The sequence below is a fragment of the Pseudomonas sp. 05T35 genome (assembly GCF_056396605.1).
The window spans coordinates 12,447-31,782 of the sequence record NZ_JBFTLU010000022.1 but is presented as its reverse complement, the minus strand read 5'-3'; the positions used below and the strand labels follow the sequence as shown (position 1 = coordinate 31,782).

At 62.0% G+C, this 19,336-nt stretch carries 19 protein-coding genes and 1 pseudogene; 11 read left to right on the top strand and 9 right to left on the bottom strand.

Annotated features, from left to right (window positions below):
* Positions 1-100: 100 nt before the first annotated feature.
* Positions 101-4,070, bottom strand: a pseudogene (locus AC1DH9_RS03310) (DEAD/DEAH box helicase).
* Between the two features lie 327 nt (positions 4,071-4,397).
* Here AC1DH9_RS03310 and AC1DH9_RS03305 point away from each other — a divergent pair.
* Together AC1DH9_RS03305 and AC1DH9_RS03300 are read left to right on the top strand one after the other, a co-directional pair.
* Positions 4,398-5,282 (top strand): sugar nucleotide-binding protein, encoded by an 885-nt coding sequence (locus tag AC1DH9_RS03305; RefSeq protein ID WP_427528516.1) that lies wholly within the window; start codon positions 4,398-4,400, stop codon positions 5,280-5,282.
* Positions 5,275-6,204, top strand: coding sequence for an NAD-dependent epimerase/dehydratase family protein (locus AC1DH9_RS03300; RefSeq protein ID WP_427541639.1), 930 nt, complete (start codon positions 5,275-5,277; stop codon positions 6,202-6,204). Before AC1DH9_RS03305 ends, AC1DH9_RS03300 begins: the two co-directional genes overlap by 8 nt.
* Positions 6,205-6,373: 169 nt before the next feature.
* Here AC1DH9_RS03300 and AC1DH9_RS03295 read toward each other — a convergent pair whose 3' ends face one another.
* The 5 genes from AC1DH9_RS03295 to AC1DH9_RS03275 all read right to left on the bottom strand — a co-directional run bounded on the left by AC1DH9_RS03295 (position 6,374) and on the right by AC1DH9_RS03275 (position 10,557).
* Positions 6,374-7,072: an OmpW/AlkL family protein gene (locus AC1DH9_RS03295; protein ID WP_477807797.1), complete on the bottom strand. Its 699-nt coding sequence runs from the start codon at positions 7,070-7,072 to the stop codon at positions 6,374-6,376.
* A gap of 230 nt (positions 7,073-7,302) precedes the next feature.
* The gene (locus AC1DH9_RS03290) at positions 7,303-7,821 is read right to left on the bottom strand and encodes a DUF3299 domain-containing protein (protein WP_427541645.1); all 519 of its coding nucleotides are present in this window, start codon (positions 7,819-7,821) and stop codon (positions 7,303-7,305) included.
* An 11-nt stretch (positions 7,822-7,832) separates the two neighbouring features.
* Positions 7,833-9,098 carry an ABC transporter permease gene (locus tag AC1DH9_RS03285; RefSeq protein WP_427541648.1) on the bottom strand — a complete coding sequence of 422 codons (1,266 nt, stop codon included), beginning with the start codon at positions 9,096-9,098 and terminating at the stop codon, positions 7,833-7,835.
* Between the two features lies 1 nt (position 9,099).
* Entirely contained in the window at positions 9,100-9,810 is a 711-nt protein-coding gene (locus tag AC1DH9_RS03280; protein ID WP_427528525.1) for an ABC transporter ATP-binding protein, read from the bottom strand.
* A gap of 135 nt (positions 9,811-9,945) precedes the next feature.
* Positions 9,946-10,557 (bottom strand): DUF2796 domain-containing protein, encoded by a 612-nt coding sequence (locus AC1DH9_RS03275; RefSeq protein WP_427541651.1) that lies wholly within the window; start codon positions 10,555-10,557, stop codon positions 9,946-9,948.
* A gap of 133 nt (positions 10,558-10,690) precedes the next feature.
* Here AC1DH9_RS03275 and AC1DH9_RS03270 point away from each other — a divergent pair, with 133 nt between their 5' ends.
* Positions 10,691-11,050, top strand: a complete 360-nt coding sequence (locus AC1DH9_RS03270; RefSeq protein WP_427541654.1) for a hypothetical protein — start codon at positions 10,691-10,693, stop codon at positions 11,048-11,050.
* On the opposite strand, the gene trxA is transcribed toward AC1DH9_RS03270, so the two are convergent.
* The 3 genes from trxA to AC1DH9_RS03255 all read right to left on the bottom strand — a co-directional run bounded on the left by trxA (position 11,047) and on the right by AC1DH9_RS03255 (position 13,218).
* Entirely contained in the window at positions 11,047-11,919 is an 873-nt protein-coding gene (gene trxA / locus AC1DH9_RS03265; RefSeq protein ID WP_427541657.1) for a thioredoxin, read from the bottom strand. The two genes, AC1DH9_RS03270 and trxA, sit on opposite strands and share 4 nt — an antisense overlap.
* A gap of 184 nt (positions 11,920-12,103) precedes the next feature.
* Complete coding sequence (locus AC1DH9_RS03260; protein WP_477807796.1) at positions 12,104-12,760, bottom strand: class I SAM-dependent methyltransferase; 657 nt, start codon at positions 12,758-12,760, stop codon at positions 12,104-12,106.
* Positions 12,757-13,218, bottom strand: a complete 462-nt coding sequence (locus AC1DH9_RS03255; protein ID WP_427541663.1) for a hypothetical protein — start codon at positions 13,216-13,218, stop codon at positions 12,757-12,759. The genes AC1DH9_RS03260 and AC1DH9_RS03255 overlap by 4 nt, the downstream gene beginning before the upstream one ends.
* Positions 13,219-13,346: 128 nt before the next feature.
* Here AC1DH9_RS03255 and nrdR point away from each other — a divergent pair, with 128 nt between their 5' ends.
* The 8 genes from nrdR (at position 13,347) to AC1DH9_RS03215 (ending at position 19,314) form a co-directional block, all read left to right on the top strand.
* On the top strand, positions 13,347-13,811 hold the full coding sequence (nrdR, locus tag AC1DH9_RS03250) for a transcriptional regulator NrdR (RefSeq protein ID WP_019693850.1): 465 nt from the start codon (positions 13,347-13,349) through the stop codon (positions 13,809-13,811).
* Positions 13,808-14,941: a bifunctional diaminohydroxyphosphoribosylaminopyrimidine deaminase/5-amino-6-(5-phosphoribosylamino)uracil reductase RibD gene (gene ribD, locus AC1DH9_RS03245; protein ID WP_427541669.1), complete on the top strand. Its 1,134-nt coding sequence runs from the start codon at positions 13,808-13,810 to the stop codon at positions 14,939-14,941. Before nrdR ends, ribD begins: the two co-directional genes overlap by 4 nt.
* Positions 14,942-14,989: 48 nt before the next feature.
* A complete protein-coding gene (locus tag AC1DH9_RS03240) occupies positions 14,990-15,652 on the top strand; it encodes a riboflavin synthase (RefSeq protein ID WP_081427298.1) in 663 nt (220 codons plus the stop codon).
* Positions 15,653-15,668: 16 nt separating this feature from the next.
* A complete protein-coding gene (gene ribBA / locus AC1DH9_RS03235; RefSeq protein ID WP_054594246.1) occupies positions 15,669-16,760 on the top strand; it encodes a bifunctional 3,4-dihydroxy-2-butanone-4-phosphate synthase/GTP cyclohydrolase II in 1,092 nt (363 codons plus the stop codon).
* A gap of 91 nt (positions 16,761-16,851) precedes the next feature.
* Positions 16,852-17,328 carry a 6,7-dimethyl-8-ribityllumazine synthase gene (ribH, locus tag AC1DH9_RS03230; RefSeq protein ID WP_003228649.1) on the top strand — a complete coding sequence of 159 codons (477 nt, stop codon included), beginning with the start codon at positions 16,852-16,854 and terminating at the stop codon, positions 17,326-17,328.
* Positions 17,325-17,825 carry a transcription antitermination factor NusB gene (nusB, locus tag AC1DH9_RS03225; protein ID WP_477807795.1) on the top strand — a complete coding sequence of 167 codons (501 nt, stop codon included), beginning with the start codon at positions 17,325-17,327 and terminating at the stop codon, positions 17,823-17,825. Before ribH ends, nusB begins: the two co-directional genes overlap by 4 nt.
* A gap of 23 nt (positions 17,826-17,848) precedes the next feature.
* Complete coding sequence (gene thiL, locus AC1DH9_RS03220) at positions 17,849-18,814, top strand: thiamine-phosphate kinase (protein WP_427541672.1); 966 nt, start codon at positions 17,849-17,851, stop codon at positions 18,812-18,814.
* Complete coding sequence (locus AC1DH9_RS03215; RefSeq protein WP_477807794.1) at positions 18,811-19,314, top strand: phosphatidylglycerophosphatase A family protein; 504 nt, start codon at positions 18,811-18,813, stop codon at positions 19,312-19,314. Before thiL ends, AC1DH9_RS03215 begins: the two co-directional genes overlap by 4 nt.
* The last annotated feature ends 22 nt before the right edge of the window (positions 19,315-19,336 follow it).

The following is a 19,336-nucleotide window of genomic DNA, read 5'->3' as shown; positions in this document are numbered from 1 at the left end:
GAGCGCAGTGTCGGGGTTGGGTTCTTGCGGAAAAATAGCGAGACGGGCATTTGATATTTGACCTTCAAGCAAAGATCAAAGTCGCGTAACCGAAAACCGCTTACAGGGTTCTGTATTGAGTCAGTTTTTTGTGCAGCTCAGCGGTATTGGGTTGATCCAGTTCCAGCCAGTAATGCTGCGTACCGGCGATTTCGGCGGCGGCCGGCAAACCATCGCGGTACACCAACCGGTTGCTGGCGAGGGCGGGGACTTTGTGCCCCGGCAGCAGAGTGCCGGCGAGGTTCAGCGGGTCGACGCCGCAAACACTGATCAGGCTGCCGTCATGCGGGCGGCGGCGTACTTCGCGCAGCAGCGGGATCGCTTCGGGCAAGGCGAATTGTTCGCCCGCCAGACCGCTGACAAAACGTCCGCCGCGAATCTCACCACGCGCCTCCAGCCGATGAAAAGTGCGCAGCAATTCGCGCCAGCTCGGCAGCCACTCGGCTTCGCGTTCGAGCAAGCGCCAGAACACCACGCCGTAACGCCTGAGCAAGGTCAGGGCGATGTGTTCGAGGGTTTCGCTCGGGGTGCCACGGTTATCCACAACCGGCGGCGTCGATTGACGGCGCAACAAGGCCCAGCGCCCGGCATCGTCCATTCCGCCGACAAACGCCCCGCGTCCCCGTCGGCTGCTGCGCGCCTGGCGTTTGCTGGCGGGTGTAATCAACGCGCGCAGCCCGGCGAAGCTGTCGGCGTTGACCAGCCCGGCACCGACCAGTTCCTGCAAGGCGATCTCCAGCTCACTGCGCAGCAGATGGGCTTCGTGCAGCAGCTCATCGAAAAACAACGCGCCATGTTGGCTCAGCGCTTGATGGACTTTCTGGGTTTTGGGCGACAGTTCGCTGACCTCCGGTGGCTCGGTCAGGCTGCTCCAGAGCGGGACCTGCGCCCGTGGCAACAAGACAATCGGCGTGCTGCGCAGCGCTGCGCTGGTGGCTTTGTTGCGCACCGTCAGCCGGGTCCAGACCAGTTTGCCGCTGCGGCACTTGAGTCGTCGAAAGCCCCAACGGTTGAGCAATCGCATGAATCGGCAGTGGACCAAATGCACTGAGGCGAGCGCGGATCAGTTCAACCAGWGCTTCATCGGCGTCCCAGGTCTCGTCGAAACCTGGCAAGGCTTGCAGCGGCGGTGACAAAGCGGCGTGTGGGTAGATCGCTTGCAGGCAGGTCAGGCGCTCCAGTGCCAGCCATATCGCTTGATCCGCGTTGATCTGAAAACGGCTGGCGCGCCCTCCATTCGTCAGGGTTTGCAGCCAGTGCGGCCACTGCGGATTGGCCAGTGCTTCGGCGTCGCTGATCGCGGCCAGGCTCATCAGCGCTTCATGCATTTCATCGGCGCTGGTGGGCTGCGGCCAGGCCTCATCGCGCACCGATTGAATGGCCTCGGCATCCAGCGCACCGAGGTCATCGGTCGATTGCGGATCGCTCCAGCGGCGGTTGAGCACCGCTTGAGTACGGCGTTCTTCCAGTGGCGCATCGTCGAGAAAGGTGTAGGGCCGGGCGCTGAGAATTTCCGCCGCCAGCGGCGAGGGCGCGGGCAAGTCGCGGCTGATCAAGCGCACTTCACCGCGCTCCATACGCCGCAACAGCGCCAGCCAGCCATCGCAGTCCATGGCTTCGTGCAGGCAATCGTCGAGGGTTTGCTCGACCAGCGGGTGATCAGGAATTTCGCGCTCGCCGACGAGGTTTTCCAGGCAGGCGATCTGGTCGGGAAACACGCTGGCGATCAGGTCTTCGCTTTTCATCCGCTGGATCTGCGGCGGTACTTTGCGTCCGCCGCTGTACCGCGGCAACGCGAGGGCGACGCCGGCGTTCCAGCGCCAGCGCACACCGAATAGCGGCGCGTCGAGCACGGCTTGAATCAGGATCTGTTCGGCGCTGTTGCTGTGCAGATAACGCCAGACCTCATCCAGCTCGAAACTGTGGCTGGTGGACAGCGACAAGACGATGGCGTCTTCGCTGGCGGCGGCCTGCAATTCGAAGTTGAAGGTGCGGCAAAAACGCTTGCGCAAAGCCAGGCCCCAGGCACGGTTAATGCGGCTGCCGAACAGCGAGTGAATGATCAACTGAGTACCGCCGGACTCGTCGAAAAAGCGCTCCATTAGCAGCGTGTCCTGAGACGGCAGGGCGCCGAGCGTCAGTCGGGCGCGGGCGAGGTAGTCCACCAGTTGTTCGGCGCTGGCGAGGTTCAGGCCGAGGGTCTCGGTCAGCCAGTCGATGCTCGGCTGTAGATCACCGGGCGTGGCGCTCAGCAGCTCATCGAGGTGCGCGTGCAGACGCGCCACGGCGAGCGACAATTCGGCACTGCGTCCCGGCGCTTCACCAAGCCAGAAGGGGATGGTCGGCGGCTGACCCTGGGCGTCCTCGACGCGGATCTTGCCGGTTTCGACCCGCAAGATCCGGTACGAGGTGTTGCCCAACTGAAAGACGTCGCCAGCGATGCTTTCCACCGCGAAGTCTTCGTTGACGCTGCCGATGTTCAGCCCTTGTGGCTCCAGCAGCACGCTGTAATCGGCGTTGTCGGGAATCGTCCCGCCACTGGTCACCGCCGTCAGTTTGGCGCCGCGCCGGCCACGCAATGTGCGAGTCACTGCGTCGCGGTGCAGGTAGGCGCTGCGGATTCCCTGGCGGCCGTTATAGCCTTCGGCGAGCATCTGCAGCAGCGCTTGATAGTGCGTTTCGTCGAGTTCGGTATAGGGCGATGCGCGACGTACCATTTCGAGCAGGGCCTGCTCCTGCCATTCCTGACAACTGACCTCGGCGACGATCTGCTGCGCCAGTACGTCCAGCGGCGCGTGGGGGATCAGCAGGGTGTCGAGTTCGCCCCGGCGCACGCAGTCGAGCAGGGCGGCGCATTCGATCAGGTCGTCGCGGGTGGTGGCGAACAGACGGCCCTTGGGCGTGCCGCCGACCTGGTGCCCGGAGCGTCCGACCCGTTGCAGAAACCCGGCGATCGAACGCGGCGAGGCGATCTGGCAGACCAGGTCGACGTCGCCGATGTCGATGCCCAGTTCCAGCGAGGCGGTGGCGATCAGCACTTGCAGGTCGCCACGCTTGAGCCGCTGTTCGGCATCGAGGCGAAACTCCTTGGCCAGGCTGCCGTGGTGGGCGGCGACGGCGTCTTTGCCCAAGCGCTCGCTAAGATGCCGGCTCAAACGCTCGGCCAAGCGTCGGGTGTTGACGAAAATCAGCGTAGTCCGGTGCTCGCGTGCAAGCTCGGCGATCCGGTCGTAGACCAGTTCCCAGACATCGTTGGCCATCACCGCCGACAGCGGCACCGGCGGCACTTCGATGCCCAGGTCCCGTCGGCGGGCGTGGCCGATATCGATGATCTCGCAGGGGCGGTCGGTGCCCACCAGAAAGCGCGAAACCGCTTCGATGGGTTTTTGCGTGGCAGACAGGCCGATGCGCATCAGCGGTTCCAGACACAAAGCCTGCAAGCGCTCCAGGCTCAGGGCCAGGTGGCTGCCGCGCTTGCTGCCGGCGATGGCGTGGATTTCGTCGACGATCACTGTGCGGGTGCTGGCGAGCATGCGCCGGCCGGAGTCGGAGCCAAGCAGCACGTACAGCGACTCCGGGGTGGTGACCAGAATGTGCGGCGCGCTTTTGCGCATCGCCGAGCGGTCCTTTTGCGGAGTGTCGCCAGTGCGTACGGCGGTGTTGATCTGAAGTTCGGGGAAGCCCAGTTGTCGCAGTTGCTCGGTGATACCGGTCAGCGGGTTTTGCAGGTTGATCTGAATGTCGTTGGACAGCGCCTTGAGGGGCGAGACGTAAACCACCAGGGTTTCGTCGGGCAACTCGCCACCCTGAGCCAGTCCTTGATGGACCAGATCGTCAATGACCGCGAGAAACGCCGTAAGGGTTTTGCCGGAGCCGGTAGGCGCGGCGACCAGCGTCGAACGACGCTGGCGAATCAACGGCCACGCGCCGGCTTGCGCGGCGGTGACCGCCGGGAAGGTGCTGTTGAACCAGGCGCTGACGGCAGGGTGGAAGCCTGCCAGGGCGCTGTCGGCTGATACGGGGAGGTTCATGGGCTAATTTATGCGGCTGGGTGGCTGAAGATGCAAGTACCGCTTGAGAGCTCCTGCGATCCTCGGTGCCCCATCGCGAGCAGGCTCGCTCCCACAGGGGGGGTGTGTAGATCACAATATCCCGGCCCACCGCAGAGCCCATGTGGGAGCGAGCCTGCTCGCGATGGGGCCAGTAGCAGCACCCTGTGTCCAAGGTATCTACACTTTACGAGTGACGGTTGCGCTTTAAACCCGCAAAATGCAACGATTCTGGCAATTCTCAGCGGCAAAGCCTGCGGGCTGTGCCGATCAAATCATCGTTCCAAACAGACTGGGCCTGCTGACTCTATGCGAATGCGCCTTATGTTACTGGGTGGCGGAAATGCCCTTGGGCAGGCGCTGATTCGCCTCGGTGCAGAGGAAGACATCGGTTTCCTCGCCCCCCGTCCACCGCAAGACGGCTGGGACGCCGCAAGCCTGACGCAGCTGCTCGACGACACTCGTCCCGATGCGCTGATCAATCTCGCCTATTACTTCGACTGGTTTCAGGCGGAGAGCGTGGCCGAGGCGCGTTTGGCTGCACAAGAGCGGGCGGTCGAGCGGCTGGCCGAACTGTGCCAGCATCACAATATTGTCCTGGTGCAGCCTTCCAGCTATCGGGTATTCGATGGCTCCCGGGCGACGGCCTACAGCGAAAAAGACGAACCGGTGCCGCTGGGGCTGCGTGGTCAGGCCTTGTGGCGTATCGAGCAAAGTGTGCGCGCGACCTGCCCGCAACACGTGATGCTGCGTTTTGGCTGGTTGCTCGATGACAGCGTCGACGGCACCCTGGGGCGTTTCCTCGCGCGTGCCGAGTTACCTGGAGAGCTGCTGATGGCCGATGACCGGCGTGGCAACCCGACACCGGTGGACGATGCTGCGCGGGTGATCATTTCGGTGCTCAAGCAACTCGATTGCGCAGCGCCACTATGGGGCACTTACCACTACGCCGGGCATGAGGCGACCACGCCGCTGGCGCTGGGGCAGGCGATCCTCGCCGAAGCGCGCAATCTGCACCCGCTGGCCATTGAAGCACCGACCGCGCAGGCCCACGCCGCACGGCCGGATGCCGCCGAAGAACCGCAGCACGCGGTACTCGCCTGCAAGAAAATTCTGCACACCTTCGGGATCAAGCCGCGCGCCTGGCGCGCTGCGCTCCCAAGCTTACTGGATAGGTTTTATCGTCATGGCTGATGGCCCTGTTTTGATCACCGGCGGTGCCGGCTTCATTGGTTCGCACCTTGCTGACGCCTTGCTCGCCAAAGGGTATTCGGTGCGCATCCTCGACGACCTGTCCACCGGTAAACGCAGCAACCTGCCGCTGGACAATCCACGGGTCGAACTGATCGAAGGTGACGTCGCCGATGCTGCGCTGGTGGCAAGGGTGATGATCGGTTGCAGCGCCGTGGCGCATTTGGCCGCCGTGGCGTCGGTCCAGGCATCGGTGGATGATCCGGTGCGCACTCACCAGAGCAATTTCATCGGCACCTTGAACGTCTGCGAAGCGATGCGTCAGGCCGGTGTCAAGCGCGTGCTGTTCGCCTCAAGCGCAGCGGTCTACGGCAATAACGGTGAAGGCGAGTCGATCGACGAAGAGACCGCCAAGGCCCCGCTCACGCCGTATGCCTCAGACAAGCTGGCCGGCGAGTACTACCTCGACTTCTACCGTCGTCAGCACGGTCTGGAACCGGCGATTTTCCGTTTCTTCAACATCTTCGGTCCGCGGCAGGATCCGTCATCGCCGTACTCCGGGGTGATCAGCATTTTCAGCGAGCGGGCGCAGAAAGGCCTGCCAATCACCGTGTTCGGTGACGGCGAGCAGACCCGCGACTTTGTCTATGTCGAAGACCTGGTCGACCTGCTGGTGCAGGCCATCGAAATGCCGACGCTTGAAGTGGGCGCGGTGAATGTCGGCTGGAATCAGGCGACGACCCTCAAGCAAATGCTCCAGGCCTTGGAGGAAGTGGTGGGGCAGTTGCCGCCAATCACCTACGGCCCGGCACGCTCCGGCGACATCCGCCATTCGCGGGCGAACAACCAGCGTCTGTTGCAGCGCTTCACCTTCCCTGAGCAGACGCCAATGAGCGTCGGGCTGGCGCGGTTACTGGGGCGCTAAGCTTTTCGCAGTCATGAAAACCTAGCTAAACCCATGTGGGAGCGAGCCTGCTCGCGATAGCTGAGTGACATTCAACATCGATGTTGACTGACAAACCGCCATCGCGAGCAGGCTCGCTCCCACAGGTTCTGGTATTGGCCTCAAGAGGGCCTTGCGCGTGAACCCGGATTTAGAACTTGTAACCCAGACCCACCATGTAGATCCACGGGTCCACGTCGATGTTGACCTTGGCGCGGGTGCCGGGGGCGACTGCGTTGTTGTCCACGTAGCCGGTGGTGTCGATGTCGATGTAGCGCACTTGGCCGTTGAGCATGATGTGGTCGGTCAGCATGTAATCGGCACCGACCTGCCATGCGAGGCCCCAGGAGTTTTTCGTCTTGAAGTTGCTGAAGCCGTTGGCTTGCGCTTCGTTACTGAGCTTTTCGTCGTAGATCCAGGTGTAGTTGATACCGGCGCCCACATACGGCTGGAATGCAGACTTGTTGTTGAGCGGGTAGTAAACCACGCTCAGGGTCGGCGGCAGGTGTTTGAGGGTGCCGAGCTTACCGTTGGCCGCGCCCAGGGAGGTGCCTTTGAGGTTCACGTCATGCTGGAACGGCGAGGCGGCGAGCAGCTCGATGCCGATATCGGGGGTGAGCATGTATGCGAAGTTCAGGCCCAGCTGCGTGCTGCTGTCCATGGTCGCCTTGCGACCCAGATCGGCACCCGCCAAAGGACCGCGATCAACCTTGACGCTGGAACTGCCGGCTGTCGGGTTGACGGTGATTGCACCGGCCCGAACGATGATGTCACCGGCTTCATGGGCTTGGGCGAGGGGGGTTGCAAGCRCGAATGCAATGAGGGACGCGCTGAGCAATGACTTGTGCATGAGGGCTCCAAAGGAAGATTCAAATTCTGTATCTCCAATGGTACGAAGCGTCAGGAACGGGGTTTTTGACTCAGCTCAATGAAAGGGTGATGGGGTTTGAATCGGGGGGAATCCTTTGCTATAGCGGTGCCGCCATCGCGAGCAGGCTCGCTCCCACAGGTTCAGCGGTGCCTTTGTGGGAGCGAGCTTGCTCGCGATGACTATCTTCAGGCGACGAATAACTAGCGGTTTCACTCCGGCAATTCGTACACGTAGATCTTGTCCGCATCCATCTGATACCCGGCATCCGCCAATTCGCTGGTCGACGCTTTGACCTGCATTGCACCTTCAATCCAGTACGGCTGATAGAGCTCGTCGAGCTTCACCCCACCCTTGCTTTTGACGTGGACAATCTGGTTCGACGGCGGAGGCGGTACGTGGATGCACGCGCCGAAATACGGCACCAGCAGAAAATCGGTGGTGCGACCTTCCTCGCTGACTTCCAGCGGCACGATGTAACCCGGCAGGCGAATATTCTTGCCGTCGAGGCTTTTTACCACCGGCGCATTAGGCATCTCTTGCTTGGCTGCCGGCGCGGACTCGGCGGACAACGCGCTGCTCATCTGCGACAGGTCGTGCAGCGGTTTCATGTTCGGCACTTCTGCCGGCGCGTCGGGCGGGATCATTTCCGCCCAGGTCAGGTCTTTCGGTGCGGCCGCCCACAGGGGCAGGGCGACCAGCATCAACAGCGCAGGCAGAGCGCGGAGCATTTTCAGTGTCCTCATAAACGGATCGACAGACCATCGGCCAACGATTGGCGATAGGCGCGCCAGGCCGGCACGCTGCCCATCAGCAGCGCGGCGATCAGGATGCCACCGAGCAGCGTCCATTCATACTCGCTTGGCCAGGCCAGTGGCAGGTACAAGCCGTAGGTCGATTGCACGTAGCCTTGGGCGGCGGCGATGCATACATACAGCAGCGCCAGGCCCGCAACCACTCCAGACAGCGCCAATGCAAAGGCTTCCAGCACCAGCAGCGTTGCAATGTGCCATGGCCGGGCGCCGACCGAACGCAGGATCGCCATCTCGCGGCGACGTTCGTTGAGGCTGGTGAGAATCGCCGTGAGCATGCCGATCAACCCGGTCAGCACCACAAACAGCGACACCACGAACAGCGCTTTTTCAGCGGTGCCCATCAGGCTCCAGAGTTCCTGCAAGGCGACGCCCGGGAGGATCGCCAGCATCGGCTCGCCACGGAACTCATTGATTTCGCGTTGTACGGCGAAGGTCGAAATCTTGTTGTTGAGGCCGAGCATGAACGCGGTGATGGCTTGCGGCGTGAGGTCCATGTTGCGCGCCTGGTCGGCGCTGATCCGACCGCTGCCCTGGGCCGGCACACCGTTGTGCCAATCGATGTGAATCGCCTCCATGCCGCCGAGGCTGATGTGCAACGTGCGGTCGACCGGGGTGCCGGTGCGTTTCAGGATGCCGACCACGGTGAACGGCTTGTCGTCATGCTTGACCAGACTGATCACCGCCACGCCGTGAGCCAGCACCAGTTTGTCGCCGAGCTTGTAATGCAGCGCATCGGCCACTTCGGCACCCAGCACCACTTCGAACGGATCCGTGGCAAACGCCCGGCCGCTGGCCAGTTGCAGGTTTTGCTGATGGCCGTACTGGTAATGCTGGAAGTAGGCGTCGGTGGTGCCCATCACTCGATAACCGCGATGCGAGTCACCGAGGGAAATCGGGATCGCCCACTTCACTTTCGGGTTGTTGGCGAAATGCTCGAAGCTGTCCCAACGAATGTTGTTGGTGGCGTTGCCAATGCGAAACACCGAGTACAGCAACAGGTTCACCGAGCCTGAGCGCGCGCCGACAATCAGGTCGGTGCCGCTGATGGTGCTGGCGAAACTGTTCTTGGCTTCGGTGCGTACCCGTTCCACCGCCAGCAGCAGGCAGACCGACAGGGCGATGGCGAATGCGGTGAGGATCGCGGTGAAGCGGCGGTTAGCCAGGCTGGCCATGGCTAGACGAAACAAATACATTTCAGACCTCGAGCGGCGTGGCGGCGCGATTGAGTTCGGCCAGCGACAGGTGACGATCGAACAGCGGCGCCAGGCTCTGGTCGTGACTGACGAACAGCAGGCTGGAACCGGCTTCACGGCACTCGGCGAACAGCAAACGGATAAATGCCTCGCGGGCGTCGTAATCCAGCGCCGAGGTCGGTTCGTCGGCGATCACCAGTTCCGGCTGCCCGATCAGCGCACGGGCAGCGGCGACCCGCTGTTGTTGGCCGATGGACAGTGAATCGGCACGGCGGCCGAGTATGTTTTCATCCTTGAGCCCCAGGTGCGCGAGTAAGGTCGCCGCCGCCTGATCAATGCTGCCGTGGCGCTGAATCGCGCGGCTGGCGCGCAGTTTGGAGAAGTGACACGGCAGCTCGACGTTCTCGCGCACCGAGAGAAACGGCAGCAGGTTGAACTGCTGGAAGATATAGCCCGTGTGGTCGACCCGAAAGTGGTCGCGGGCCCCGGCCGACAGCTCGGTCAGCTCCTGGCCAAGCAGGCGAATGCTCCCGCGATTGGGTTTCTGCACACCACCGAGCAGGCCGAGCAGGGTGGTCTTGCCACTGCCGCTGGGACCTTTGAGAAACAGCGTTTCACCGGGCTCCAGKCGAAACGCCGGGATATCCAGTAAAGGCGGGTGACCGGGCCAGTTGAAGCCCAGGTCTGACAGTTCGATGAGTGCTTGGGTCATAGCGCCGATTTCATGAGTGTTGATCACCTGTGGGAGCGAGCCTGCTCGCGATAGCGGTCTTACAGTCGCATCAATGTTGAGTGTGCGGGCCTCATCGCGAGCAGGCTCGCTCCCACAGGGGGGATGTGCGGTGAATCAGAATTTCAGGGCAGCAGCTTTGGAGGTCACTTCAACCCCTTGCTGGCCGCTTGGGCTGATGAGTTGTACCTGAATTTTCTGTGTCGCGGGGAAGGTCGTGAACACTTGCGACAAGTCCAGAGTCTTCAGCGCACCCGGGGTGGCGCAGGTGAATTGGTAGTGCGCGTGGATTTCGCTGTGATCGTGATGATGTTCTTCGGCCGCCAGGCCTTTACCGTCGGTCGCGTGGTCGTCATCGTCGTCATGATCATCGGCATCCGGTTTGTCACCGAACAGCGGGCTGTTCAGTTCTTGCTGGCTGACCACGCAGTTGGCGGCTTTTGGCAGGCTGAACAGCACCAGCGGTTTCTCCAGTTGCGCACGGGCGGCGGCGACTTTGGCCTTGTCTGCATCAGTGCTGGCAACGTGTTCAAAACCCACCAGGTTCATCGCCGGGCTTTCCAGCTCCAGTTCCAGCGTCTGACCGTCCAGTGCCGCGTTCAAGCGCCCGACGCCATGTTCGTGGGCACCCAGGCTGCCGTGTTCATGCTCGTGATCATGAACTTCAGCGGCTTGAGCGATAGCCAGCGGCAACAGGGCAAACGGCAAAGCGAGTAACAGACGGCGCATGGACTCTCTCCGGGAAGGAAGATGAAAATTTTGTTATGTAATCTTATAACAATGGTGGCGAGAGTTTGACTGTCTGCTTGGCGTTGCGCAAGACGCATGGGAGCATGTTCGTCATAAACCTGAGGAAACCCCAATGTTGCGCATTCGTGGAAGTATCGGCGATTGGCCGGTGGATTTGACCCTGGAACTGGATGATGGAGATTGGGCGCGGCTTGGCGCGCAGTTGCAGGTAAGCAAGTCAGAAAGCGCAGCAGTGGTGACCGATTCGGTGGTCAAACCGGTCAATCAGGATGAGGTGCTGTGGCAGCTTGCCAAGGATCTGCTGCGCACGTCCGGGCAATTGACGGGGCCGGATCTGCTGGAGCAACTGGAGGGTTTGACCGGCAACACTGTCGCAGGCAAACGTCTGCTGGTGCGCTTGCGCCATAGCCCGGAGGTCAAGGTAGTGAGCGGCGGGGATACGCCGCTCTATAGCTGGATCGAGCAGGTCTAGTAGAGTGCTGCAAACAGCTTGCGGCGGTAAACGGTCACCAGCGGGTGATCGTTGCCCAGCAGTTCGAACACTTGCAGCAGGGTCTTGTGCGGCAACCCTTCGCTGTAGCTGCGATTGCGGATGAACAGCTTGAGCAGGGAGTCCAGTGCCGGCTCGTATTGTTGACGGGCCAGTTGCTGGACCGCCAGTTGGTAGACGGCTTCATCGTCCTGCGGGTTTTGCGCCAGACGGGATTTCAGGTCGGCGACATCCGGCAAGTCAGCGGCCTGGCCGAGAAACTTGATTTGCGCCTTGGCGCCGGCCAGTGCCGCTTTGTGTTCATCACTTTTCACCGCGTCGAGCACGGCCTGGGCTTCACCCAATTCGCCGCGTTCGGTCAGGCAACGCGCGTAAAGGATCAGCGCGCGGGCGTTGGTATTGTCCTCACCCAGCAGCACTTTCAGTGTGGCCTCGGCATCCGCGAAACGACCTTCGTCGAACAGCGCCTGAGCCTGTTCGATCGGGTCGGCAGCGGCCGGTGGTGGCATTTTCACGTGTGGCTCAAGCAGTGCGCGGACAGCGGACTCGGGCTGTGCGCCGGCAAAGCCGTCCACCGGTTGACCATCCTTGAACAGCACTACCGTCGGCAGGCTGCGAATGCCGAAGCGCGAAACGATGTCCGGCTCGACGTCGCAGTTGACCTTGGCCAGCAGCAACTCGCCCTGATAGCTCTCGGCGATGGATTGCAGCATCGGCATCAGCGCCTTGCACGGTGCACACCATTCAGCCCAGAAATCCACCAGCACCGGCTTGTGGAACGAGTTCTCGATCACCGACTGGTCGAAATCGGCAGTAGTGGCGTCGAAGATATACGGCGTGTCTTGACTCATGGGGCATCTCGAAGAAACGTGAATGGGGGAACTATAAGGCTTGGCGGGGGCGGCAGTAAGTCCTCAGGTGTCTGATAAACCGCCATCGCGAGCAGGCTCGCTCCCACAGGGACCAATGCCTGCCACAAAATCTGTGCTCGACACAAAACCAATGTGGGAGCGAGCCTGCTCGCGATGCTTTTAGCTAGCCGCGCTGCGCGTKGTACAGGCTCACATGCCGAAACTCTTCCGGTTCGGCCAGGTCCGGCAAGGTCATCGCCTCAAGCATTTCCAGCCGTTGATACAACGGATGACGGAAATCCCGTACCCGCGAATCTGCTACCAACGCCTCGCGGCCACGGCTGAGAAACTCATCGAGCAACGGCAGGTTGGCCCGGTCGTACAACACGTCGGCCACCAGAATCAGATCAAAACGATCGGCCTCGGCAAAAAAGTCTGTCGAGTAGCTGAGCGTGACGTCATTGAGTTCGGCATTCGCCCGGCAGGCTGCAATCGCCAGTGGATCAAGATCACAGGCCACCACTTCCAGCGCCCCGGCCTTGACCGCTGCAATCCCCGCCACCCCGGAGCCGGCGCCGAAATCCAGCACGCGCTTGCCGGCAACCCATTGCGGATGTTCCGCCAGGTAACGGGCCATCGCCAGGCCGCTGGCCCAGCAAAAACTCCAGTACGGCGGCTCGTGGAGAATGCGCCGGGTTTCTTCCGGGCTGAAGGCGCGGTCCATGTTGTCGCCGTCGATCAGCCAGAGTTTCAGCGTGGTCTCAGGCAGCGGACACGGGACCAGCTGTGCATCGCCGAGCAGTTCACTTAACGCCTGTTGCAGGTCGAGCGGCGCATTCATGGCGCTTTGAGGAACTGCAATTGGCCCAGGGCCTGGGTCTTCGGCTCAAAGATGCGTTGCGCCGGCAGATGCAAAATCAACTGTCCGGACTGGCTGGCACGACCCCGCAGTTCGACGCGTGCACCGACCGGGAACGAGTCGGGATTGAATCGCAGACGGAACGGCAGAACCTTGTTGTTGCCGATCAGGTTGGCGCTGGCGAGCAATTGCTGCGGCCGGGAGCGCTCGTCGATCACTAGCAGCGCCAGTTCAACCTCGGCGCCGGCCGGCACGCCCTGCAAGGTGCCGCTCAATTCCCGTTGGTACGCGGGCAGCGGTCCGAGGTCGGCCGAGGCCTGGGCCTTCTTCTGAGCCATCTGCGGCGCAGGGCCCGGGGTCGGTGCCGCCGGTTTGGGTGCGCTGCTACACGCGACCAACAGGCCGATGAGACTGAGTAAAACAAGCGGTCTTAGCGGCATTTGCAGCTCCAGCAAAATGAAATCCATCGATCAGTCAGTGTAGCCCGTCTGTATACCGCAAACCCTATGGCTTGTCTTGCCAGTGGGATGCGCTACCATGGCCCTCCCTTTTTTTGTTGCCTGCCACCATGCACTGTCCCTTCTGCGGTGCCAACGACACCAAGGTCATCGACTCGCGTCTGGTCGCCGAGGGCGAACAGGTGCGCCGCCGGCGCGAATGCCTGGCCTGCGGCGAACGTTTCACGACGTTCGAAACCGCCGAACTGGTGTTGCCGCGCCTGATCAAAACCGACGGTAGCCGTCAGCCATTCGACGAAGAAAAACTTCGCGCCGGCATGCAGCGTGCGCTGGAGAAGCGCCCGGTAAGCGTCGAACGCCTGGAAGCGGCGCTGGCCCATATCAAACACAAACTGCGGGCGACCGGTGAACGCGAGGTCAAGTCCCTCGTGGTCGGTGAACTGGTGATGGCCGAGCTGCAAAAGCTCGATGAAGTCGCCTACATTCGTTTCGCTTCGGTGTATCGCCGCTTCCAGGACCTCAACGAGTTCCGCGAAGAGATCGATCGCCTGGCCCGTGAGCCGGTCAAACCATGACGATTTCTTCAGAACAAGCGATTCTTGACGCCCATTACATGGCGCGCGCGCTGGAACTGGCGCGCAAAGGTCACTACACCACCCATCCCAACCCTCGGGTGGGCTGCGTGATCGTGCGTGACGGGCAGATTGTCGGCGAAGGCTGGCATGTGCGCGCCGGCGAGCCGCATGCCGAAGTCCACGCCTTGCGCGCCGCCGGCGAAAACGCCCGCGGCGCCACCGCCTACGTCACGCTGGAGCCTTGCAGCCATCATGGCCGCACGCCGCCGTGCGCCGATGCGCTGGTGAACGCCGGCCTGGCGCGAGTCGTTGCGGCGATGCAGGACCCGAACCCGGAAGTCGCCGGCCGCGGTCTGCAGCGTCTGGAGCAGGCGGGCATCGAGACCCGCAGCGGCGTGCTCGAAGGCGAGGCGCGCAAGCTCAATGAAGGTTTTCTCAAGCGCATGGAACACGGCTTGCCGTTCGTGCGGGTCAAGTTAGCGATGAGCCTCGACGGTCGTACCGCCATGGCCAGCGGCGAAAGCCAATGGATCACCGGTCCCGCCGCCCGCTCGGCTGTACAACGTCTGCGGGCGCAGGCCAGCGTCGTGTTGACCGGTGCCGACACGGTGCTGGCCGATGACGCGCGCTTGACCGTGCGTGCCGATGAGTTGGGCCTCGACGCCGAGCAAACTGCGCTCGCCATGAGCCGCCCGCCGCTTCGCGTGCTGGTCGACGGCCGTCTGCGCGTGCCGCTCGACGCGCCGTTCTTCAAGGCAGGCCCGGCGCTGGTCGCCACCTGTGTCGCGGTGGAAGAGCAATACGCCAACGGTCCTGAATGCCTGATCGTGCCTGGCGACGATGGCCAGGTCGACCTGCGCAAGCTGTTGCTCGAACTCGCCGCCCGTGGCGTCAACGAAGTGCTGGTGGAAGCCGGCCCGCGTCTGGCCGGAGCGTTTGCCCAGCAAGGGTTGGTGGACGAGTTCCAGATCTTCATCGCGGGCAAGTTCCTCGGCTCCACGGCGCGACCATTGCTGGACTGGCCACTCGCGCAAATGAAGGATGCGCCGGAGCTGAAAATCACAGAAATCCGCGCAGTGGGCGATGACTGGCGAGTCACTGCCATCCCTATGCCATCGGCGAGCGTATAATTCCCGACCTGCGCCACAAGCGAAGGTTTTGTTCTCGAGGAGGACTCCATGTTTACCGGCATCATCGAATCCATCGGCAGCATCCGTGCATTGACCCCCAAAGGCGGCGATGTGCGGGTTCACGTAGAAACCGGCAAGCTCGATCTGAGCGACGTCAAACTCGGCGACAGCATCGCGGTCAATGGCGTCTGCCTGACGGCGGTTGAACTGCCGGGCAATGGCTTTGCAGCGGATGTCAGTCGCGAAACCCTCGACTGCACCGCCATGAATGACCTGAAAAGCGGCAGCCCGGTCAACCTGGAAAAAGCCCTGACCCCGACCACTCGCCTCGGTGGGCACCTGGTCAGCGGTCACGTCGACGGTGTCGGCGAAGTGGTTGCGCGTACCGAAAATGCCCGTGCCGTGGAGTTCCGCATTCGTGCGCCGAAAGACCTGGCCAAATACATCGCCCATAAAGGCTCGATCACGGTCGACGGCACCAGCCTGACGGTGAACGCGGTCGACGGCGCCGAGTTCTTGCTGACGATCATTCCGCACACCCTGAGCGAAACCATCATGGCGTCTTACCAGCCAGGTCGCCGGGTCAACCTTGAGGTCGATCTGCTGGCCCGTTACCTGGAGCGTCTGTTGCTGGGTGACAAGGCTGCAGAATCCTCGAAGGGCAACATTACCGAAAGCTTTCTGGCCGCCAACGGCTACCTCAAATCCTGACTCAAGGGGGTGCCGCGTGGCGCTCAATAGCATCGAAGAACTGGTTGAAGACATCCGCCAAGGCAAGATGGTCATCCTCATGGATGACGAAGACCGCGAGAACGAAGGCGACCTGATCATGGCCGCCGAGTGCTGCCAGCCTGAACACATCAACTTCATGGCCAAGCACGCTCGTGGCCTGATCTGCATGCCGATGAGCCGCGAGCGCTGCGAACTGCTCAAGCTGCCATTGATGGCGCCGCGCAACGGCTCCGGTTTTGGCACCAAGTTCACCGTGTCCATTGAAGCCGCTGTCGGTGTCACCACCGGTATCTCTGCGGCTGACCGTGCGCGCACCGTGCAAGCGGCCGCTGCCAAGGACGCCAAGGCCGAAGACATCGTCAGCCCCGGTCACATCTTCCCGCTGATGGCCCAGGCCGGCGGCACCCTGGCCCGTGCCGGCCACACCGAAGCGGCTTGCGACCTGGCGCGCATGGCCGGTTTCGAGCCGAGCGGGGTGATCTGCGAAGTGATGAACGACGACGGCACCATGTCCCGTCGCGCCGAGCTGGAAACCTTCGCCGCCGAACACAACATCAAGATCGGCACCATCGCCGACCTGATTCACTACCGGATGATCCACGAACGTACCGTTCAGCGGATTGCCGAGCAGCCGCTGGACAGCGAATTGGGCCAGTTCAATCTGGTGACCTATCGTGATTCAGTGGAAGGCGACGTGCACATGGCACTGACCCTGGGCACCATTTGCGCCGAAGAACCGACCCTGGTTCGCGTGCACAACATGGACCCGCTGCGCGACCTGTTGATGGTCAAGCAGCCAGGTCGCTGGAGCCTGCGAGCCGCCATGGCCGCGGTTGCCGAGGCTGGCAGCGGTGTGGTGCTGTTGCTCGGTCACCCACTCGATGGCGATGTGTTGCTGGCGCATATCCGCGAAACCGCCGACCACGCACAGCCGAAAAAACCGACCACCTACAGCATTGTCGGTGCCGGCTCGCAGATCCTGCGTGACCTGGGTGTACGCAAAATGCGCCTGATGAGTGCGCCAATGAAATTTAATGCGATATCCGGTTTCGATCTGGAAGTTGTAGAATACGTGCCCTCCGAATAAAGACCGGTGTTTTTCACCCCCTTGTTCGCGGTTCAAATATCACTGAGGGACGCGTACTGAACGCGTCCCGGCTCTTTAAGAGATTTGTCGAATGACCCTGAAGACCATCGAAGGTACCTTCATCGCCCCCAAAGGCCGCTACGCTTTGGTTGTTGGCCGCTTCAACAGCTTCGTTGTTGAAAGCCTGGTAAGCGGTGCTGTTGATGCCCTGGTTCGCCATGGCGTGAGCGAAAGCGACATCACCATCATCCGTGCCCCTGGCGCCTTCGAAATCCCGCTGGTTGCGCAGAAAGTCGCTCAGAAGGGCGAGTTCGCGGCAATCATCGCACTGGGCGCGGTCATTCGTGGCGGTACTCCGCACTTCGAATACGTGGCTGGCGAGTGCACCAAGGGCCTGGCCCAGGTGTCCATGGAATTCGGCGTACCGGTCGCGTTCGGCGTACTGACCGTCGACTCGATCGAGCAAGCCATCGAACGTTCCGGCACCAAGGCCGGCAACAAAGGTGCTGAAGCTGCCTTGTCCGCTCTGGAAATGGTCAGCCTGCTGGCGCAGTTGGAGGCCAAGTGATTAGCGACGAAAGCGATCGTTTCAACCCGCGCGATCCAAAGCCTGCGGATGCTGGCAAACCATCGAAAAGCGTCAAGCGTCGCGAAGCCCGTCAGCTCGCGACCCAGGCGCTGTATCAATGGCACATGGCCAAGCAATCGCTGAACGAGATCGAAGCGCAGTTCCGGGTCGATAACGATTTCACCGATGTTGATGGTGCTTACTTCCGCGAAATCCTCCATGGGGTTCCGGCATGCAAGACTGAAATCGACACCGCGCTGAAGCCATGCCTGGACATCGAAATCGAAGAGCTGGACCCGGTTGAACTGGCGGTTCTGCGCCTGTCCACCTGGGAACTGCTCAAGCGTGTCKACGTGCCTTACCGCGTGGTGATCAACGAAGGCATCGAGCTGGCTAAAGTCTTCGGTTCCACCGATGGCCACAAGTTCGTCAACGGTGTACTCGACAAGCTGGCCCCGCGCCTGCGTGAAGCTGAAGTGAAGGCGTTCAAGCGCTGATCGGCGCTTGAACTGCCATTGCCATGGGCGAGTTTGAGCTGATCCGCAACTATTTCGCCGCCGCGCCGTGTGCGCAAGGCGGTGAAGGTGTTGACCTGGGAATCGGTGACGACTGCGCCTTGCTCGCTGTTCCCCCAGGGGAGCAGCTGGCAATTTCCACCGACACGCTCGTGGCCGGTGTGCATTTCGCAGACCCTTGCGACCCGTTTTTGCTCGGTCAGCGTTCGCTGGCTGTGGCGGTCAGCGATCTGGCTGCCATGGGCGCCACCCCCATTGCCTTTACCCTTGCCCTGACCTTGCCGACGGTGACCGCCGATTGGCTGGACGCCTTCGCCCGAGGCTTGAACGCCATGGCGCAAAACTGCGGCGTACAGCTGGTGGGCGGCGACACTACACGCGGACCGCTGAGCCTGACCATGACCGTGTTCGGTCGGGTCCCGGCAGGCAAGGCACTGACCCGCAGCGGTGCGCAACCCGGTGATCTGGTGTGCGTGGGCGGTGAGCTGGGCAACGCCGCCGGTGCATTGTCGCTGGTGTTGGGTGAGCGCGTCGCGCCCGCCGATGTTGCCGGGCCGTTGTTGGCGCATTATTGGTCGCCACAGCCGCAGCTTGAATTGGGTATGGCGTTGCGCGGCAAAGCCACCGCGGCACTGGACATCTCTGACGGTTTGCTCGCCGATTGCGGGCATATCGCCAAGGCCTCGGCTGTCGGTTTGCTGATCGAAAGCGAAAAGCTGCCGCTGTCCACGGCACTGGTGAGCTTTCTCGGTGAGAATGCCGCCCGCGTGGCGGCCTTGAGTGGTGGCGACGACTACGTGCTGGCGTTCACTCTGCCACCCGCGCAACTACCGGGACTGCTCGCCGACGGCTGGCCGATTCACGTTGTCGGGCGGGTCGTGGCCGGGCAGGGCGTGACGCTGCTGGACGCGAACGGGCAAGACATCACCCCGCAAGCCCGGGGTTATCAACATTTTCGGGAGACACCGTGACAGATCATCCCAAACAGGGCCCGGCAGAACATGTGCCGCCATCGGTCTGGCGCAATCCCTGGCATTTCCTGGCGTTCGGTTTCGGCTCAGGCACCTTGCCCAAGGCGCCGGGCACCTGGGGCTCGCTGGTTGCGCTACCCTTTGTTCCGTTATGGCAGATGTTGCCCGACTGGGGTTACTGGCTGATGCTCGGCATCACGATGCTGTTCGGCTTCTGGCTGTGCGGCAAGGTTGCTGACGATTTGCGGGTGCACGACCACGAAGGCATCGTCTGGGACGAAATGGTCGGGATGTGGATCACCCTGTGGCTGGTGCCGACAGGTTGGTACTGGCTATTGGCGGGGTTCCTGCTGTTCCGCTTCTTCKACATTCTCAAGCCATGGCCGATTCGCTGGATCGACCGACATGTACATGGCGGTGTCGGGATCATGCTCGACGACGTGCTGGCAGGCGTGTTTGCCTGGTTGGCGCTGCAGGGGCTGGTCCGGTATTTCGCCTGATGGGTTGATTGATCGACGAATA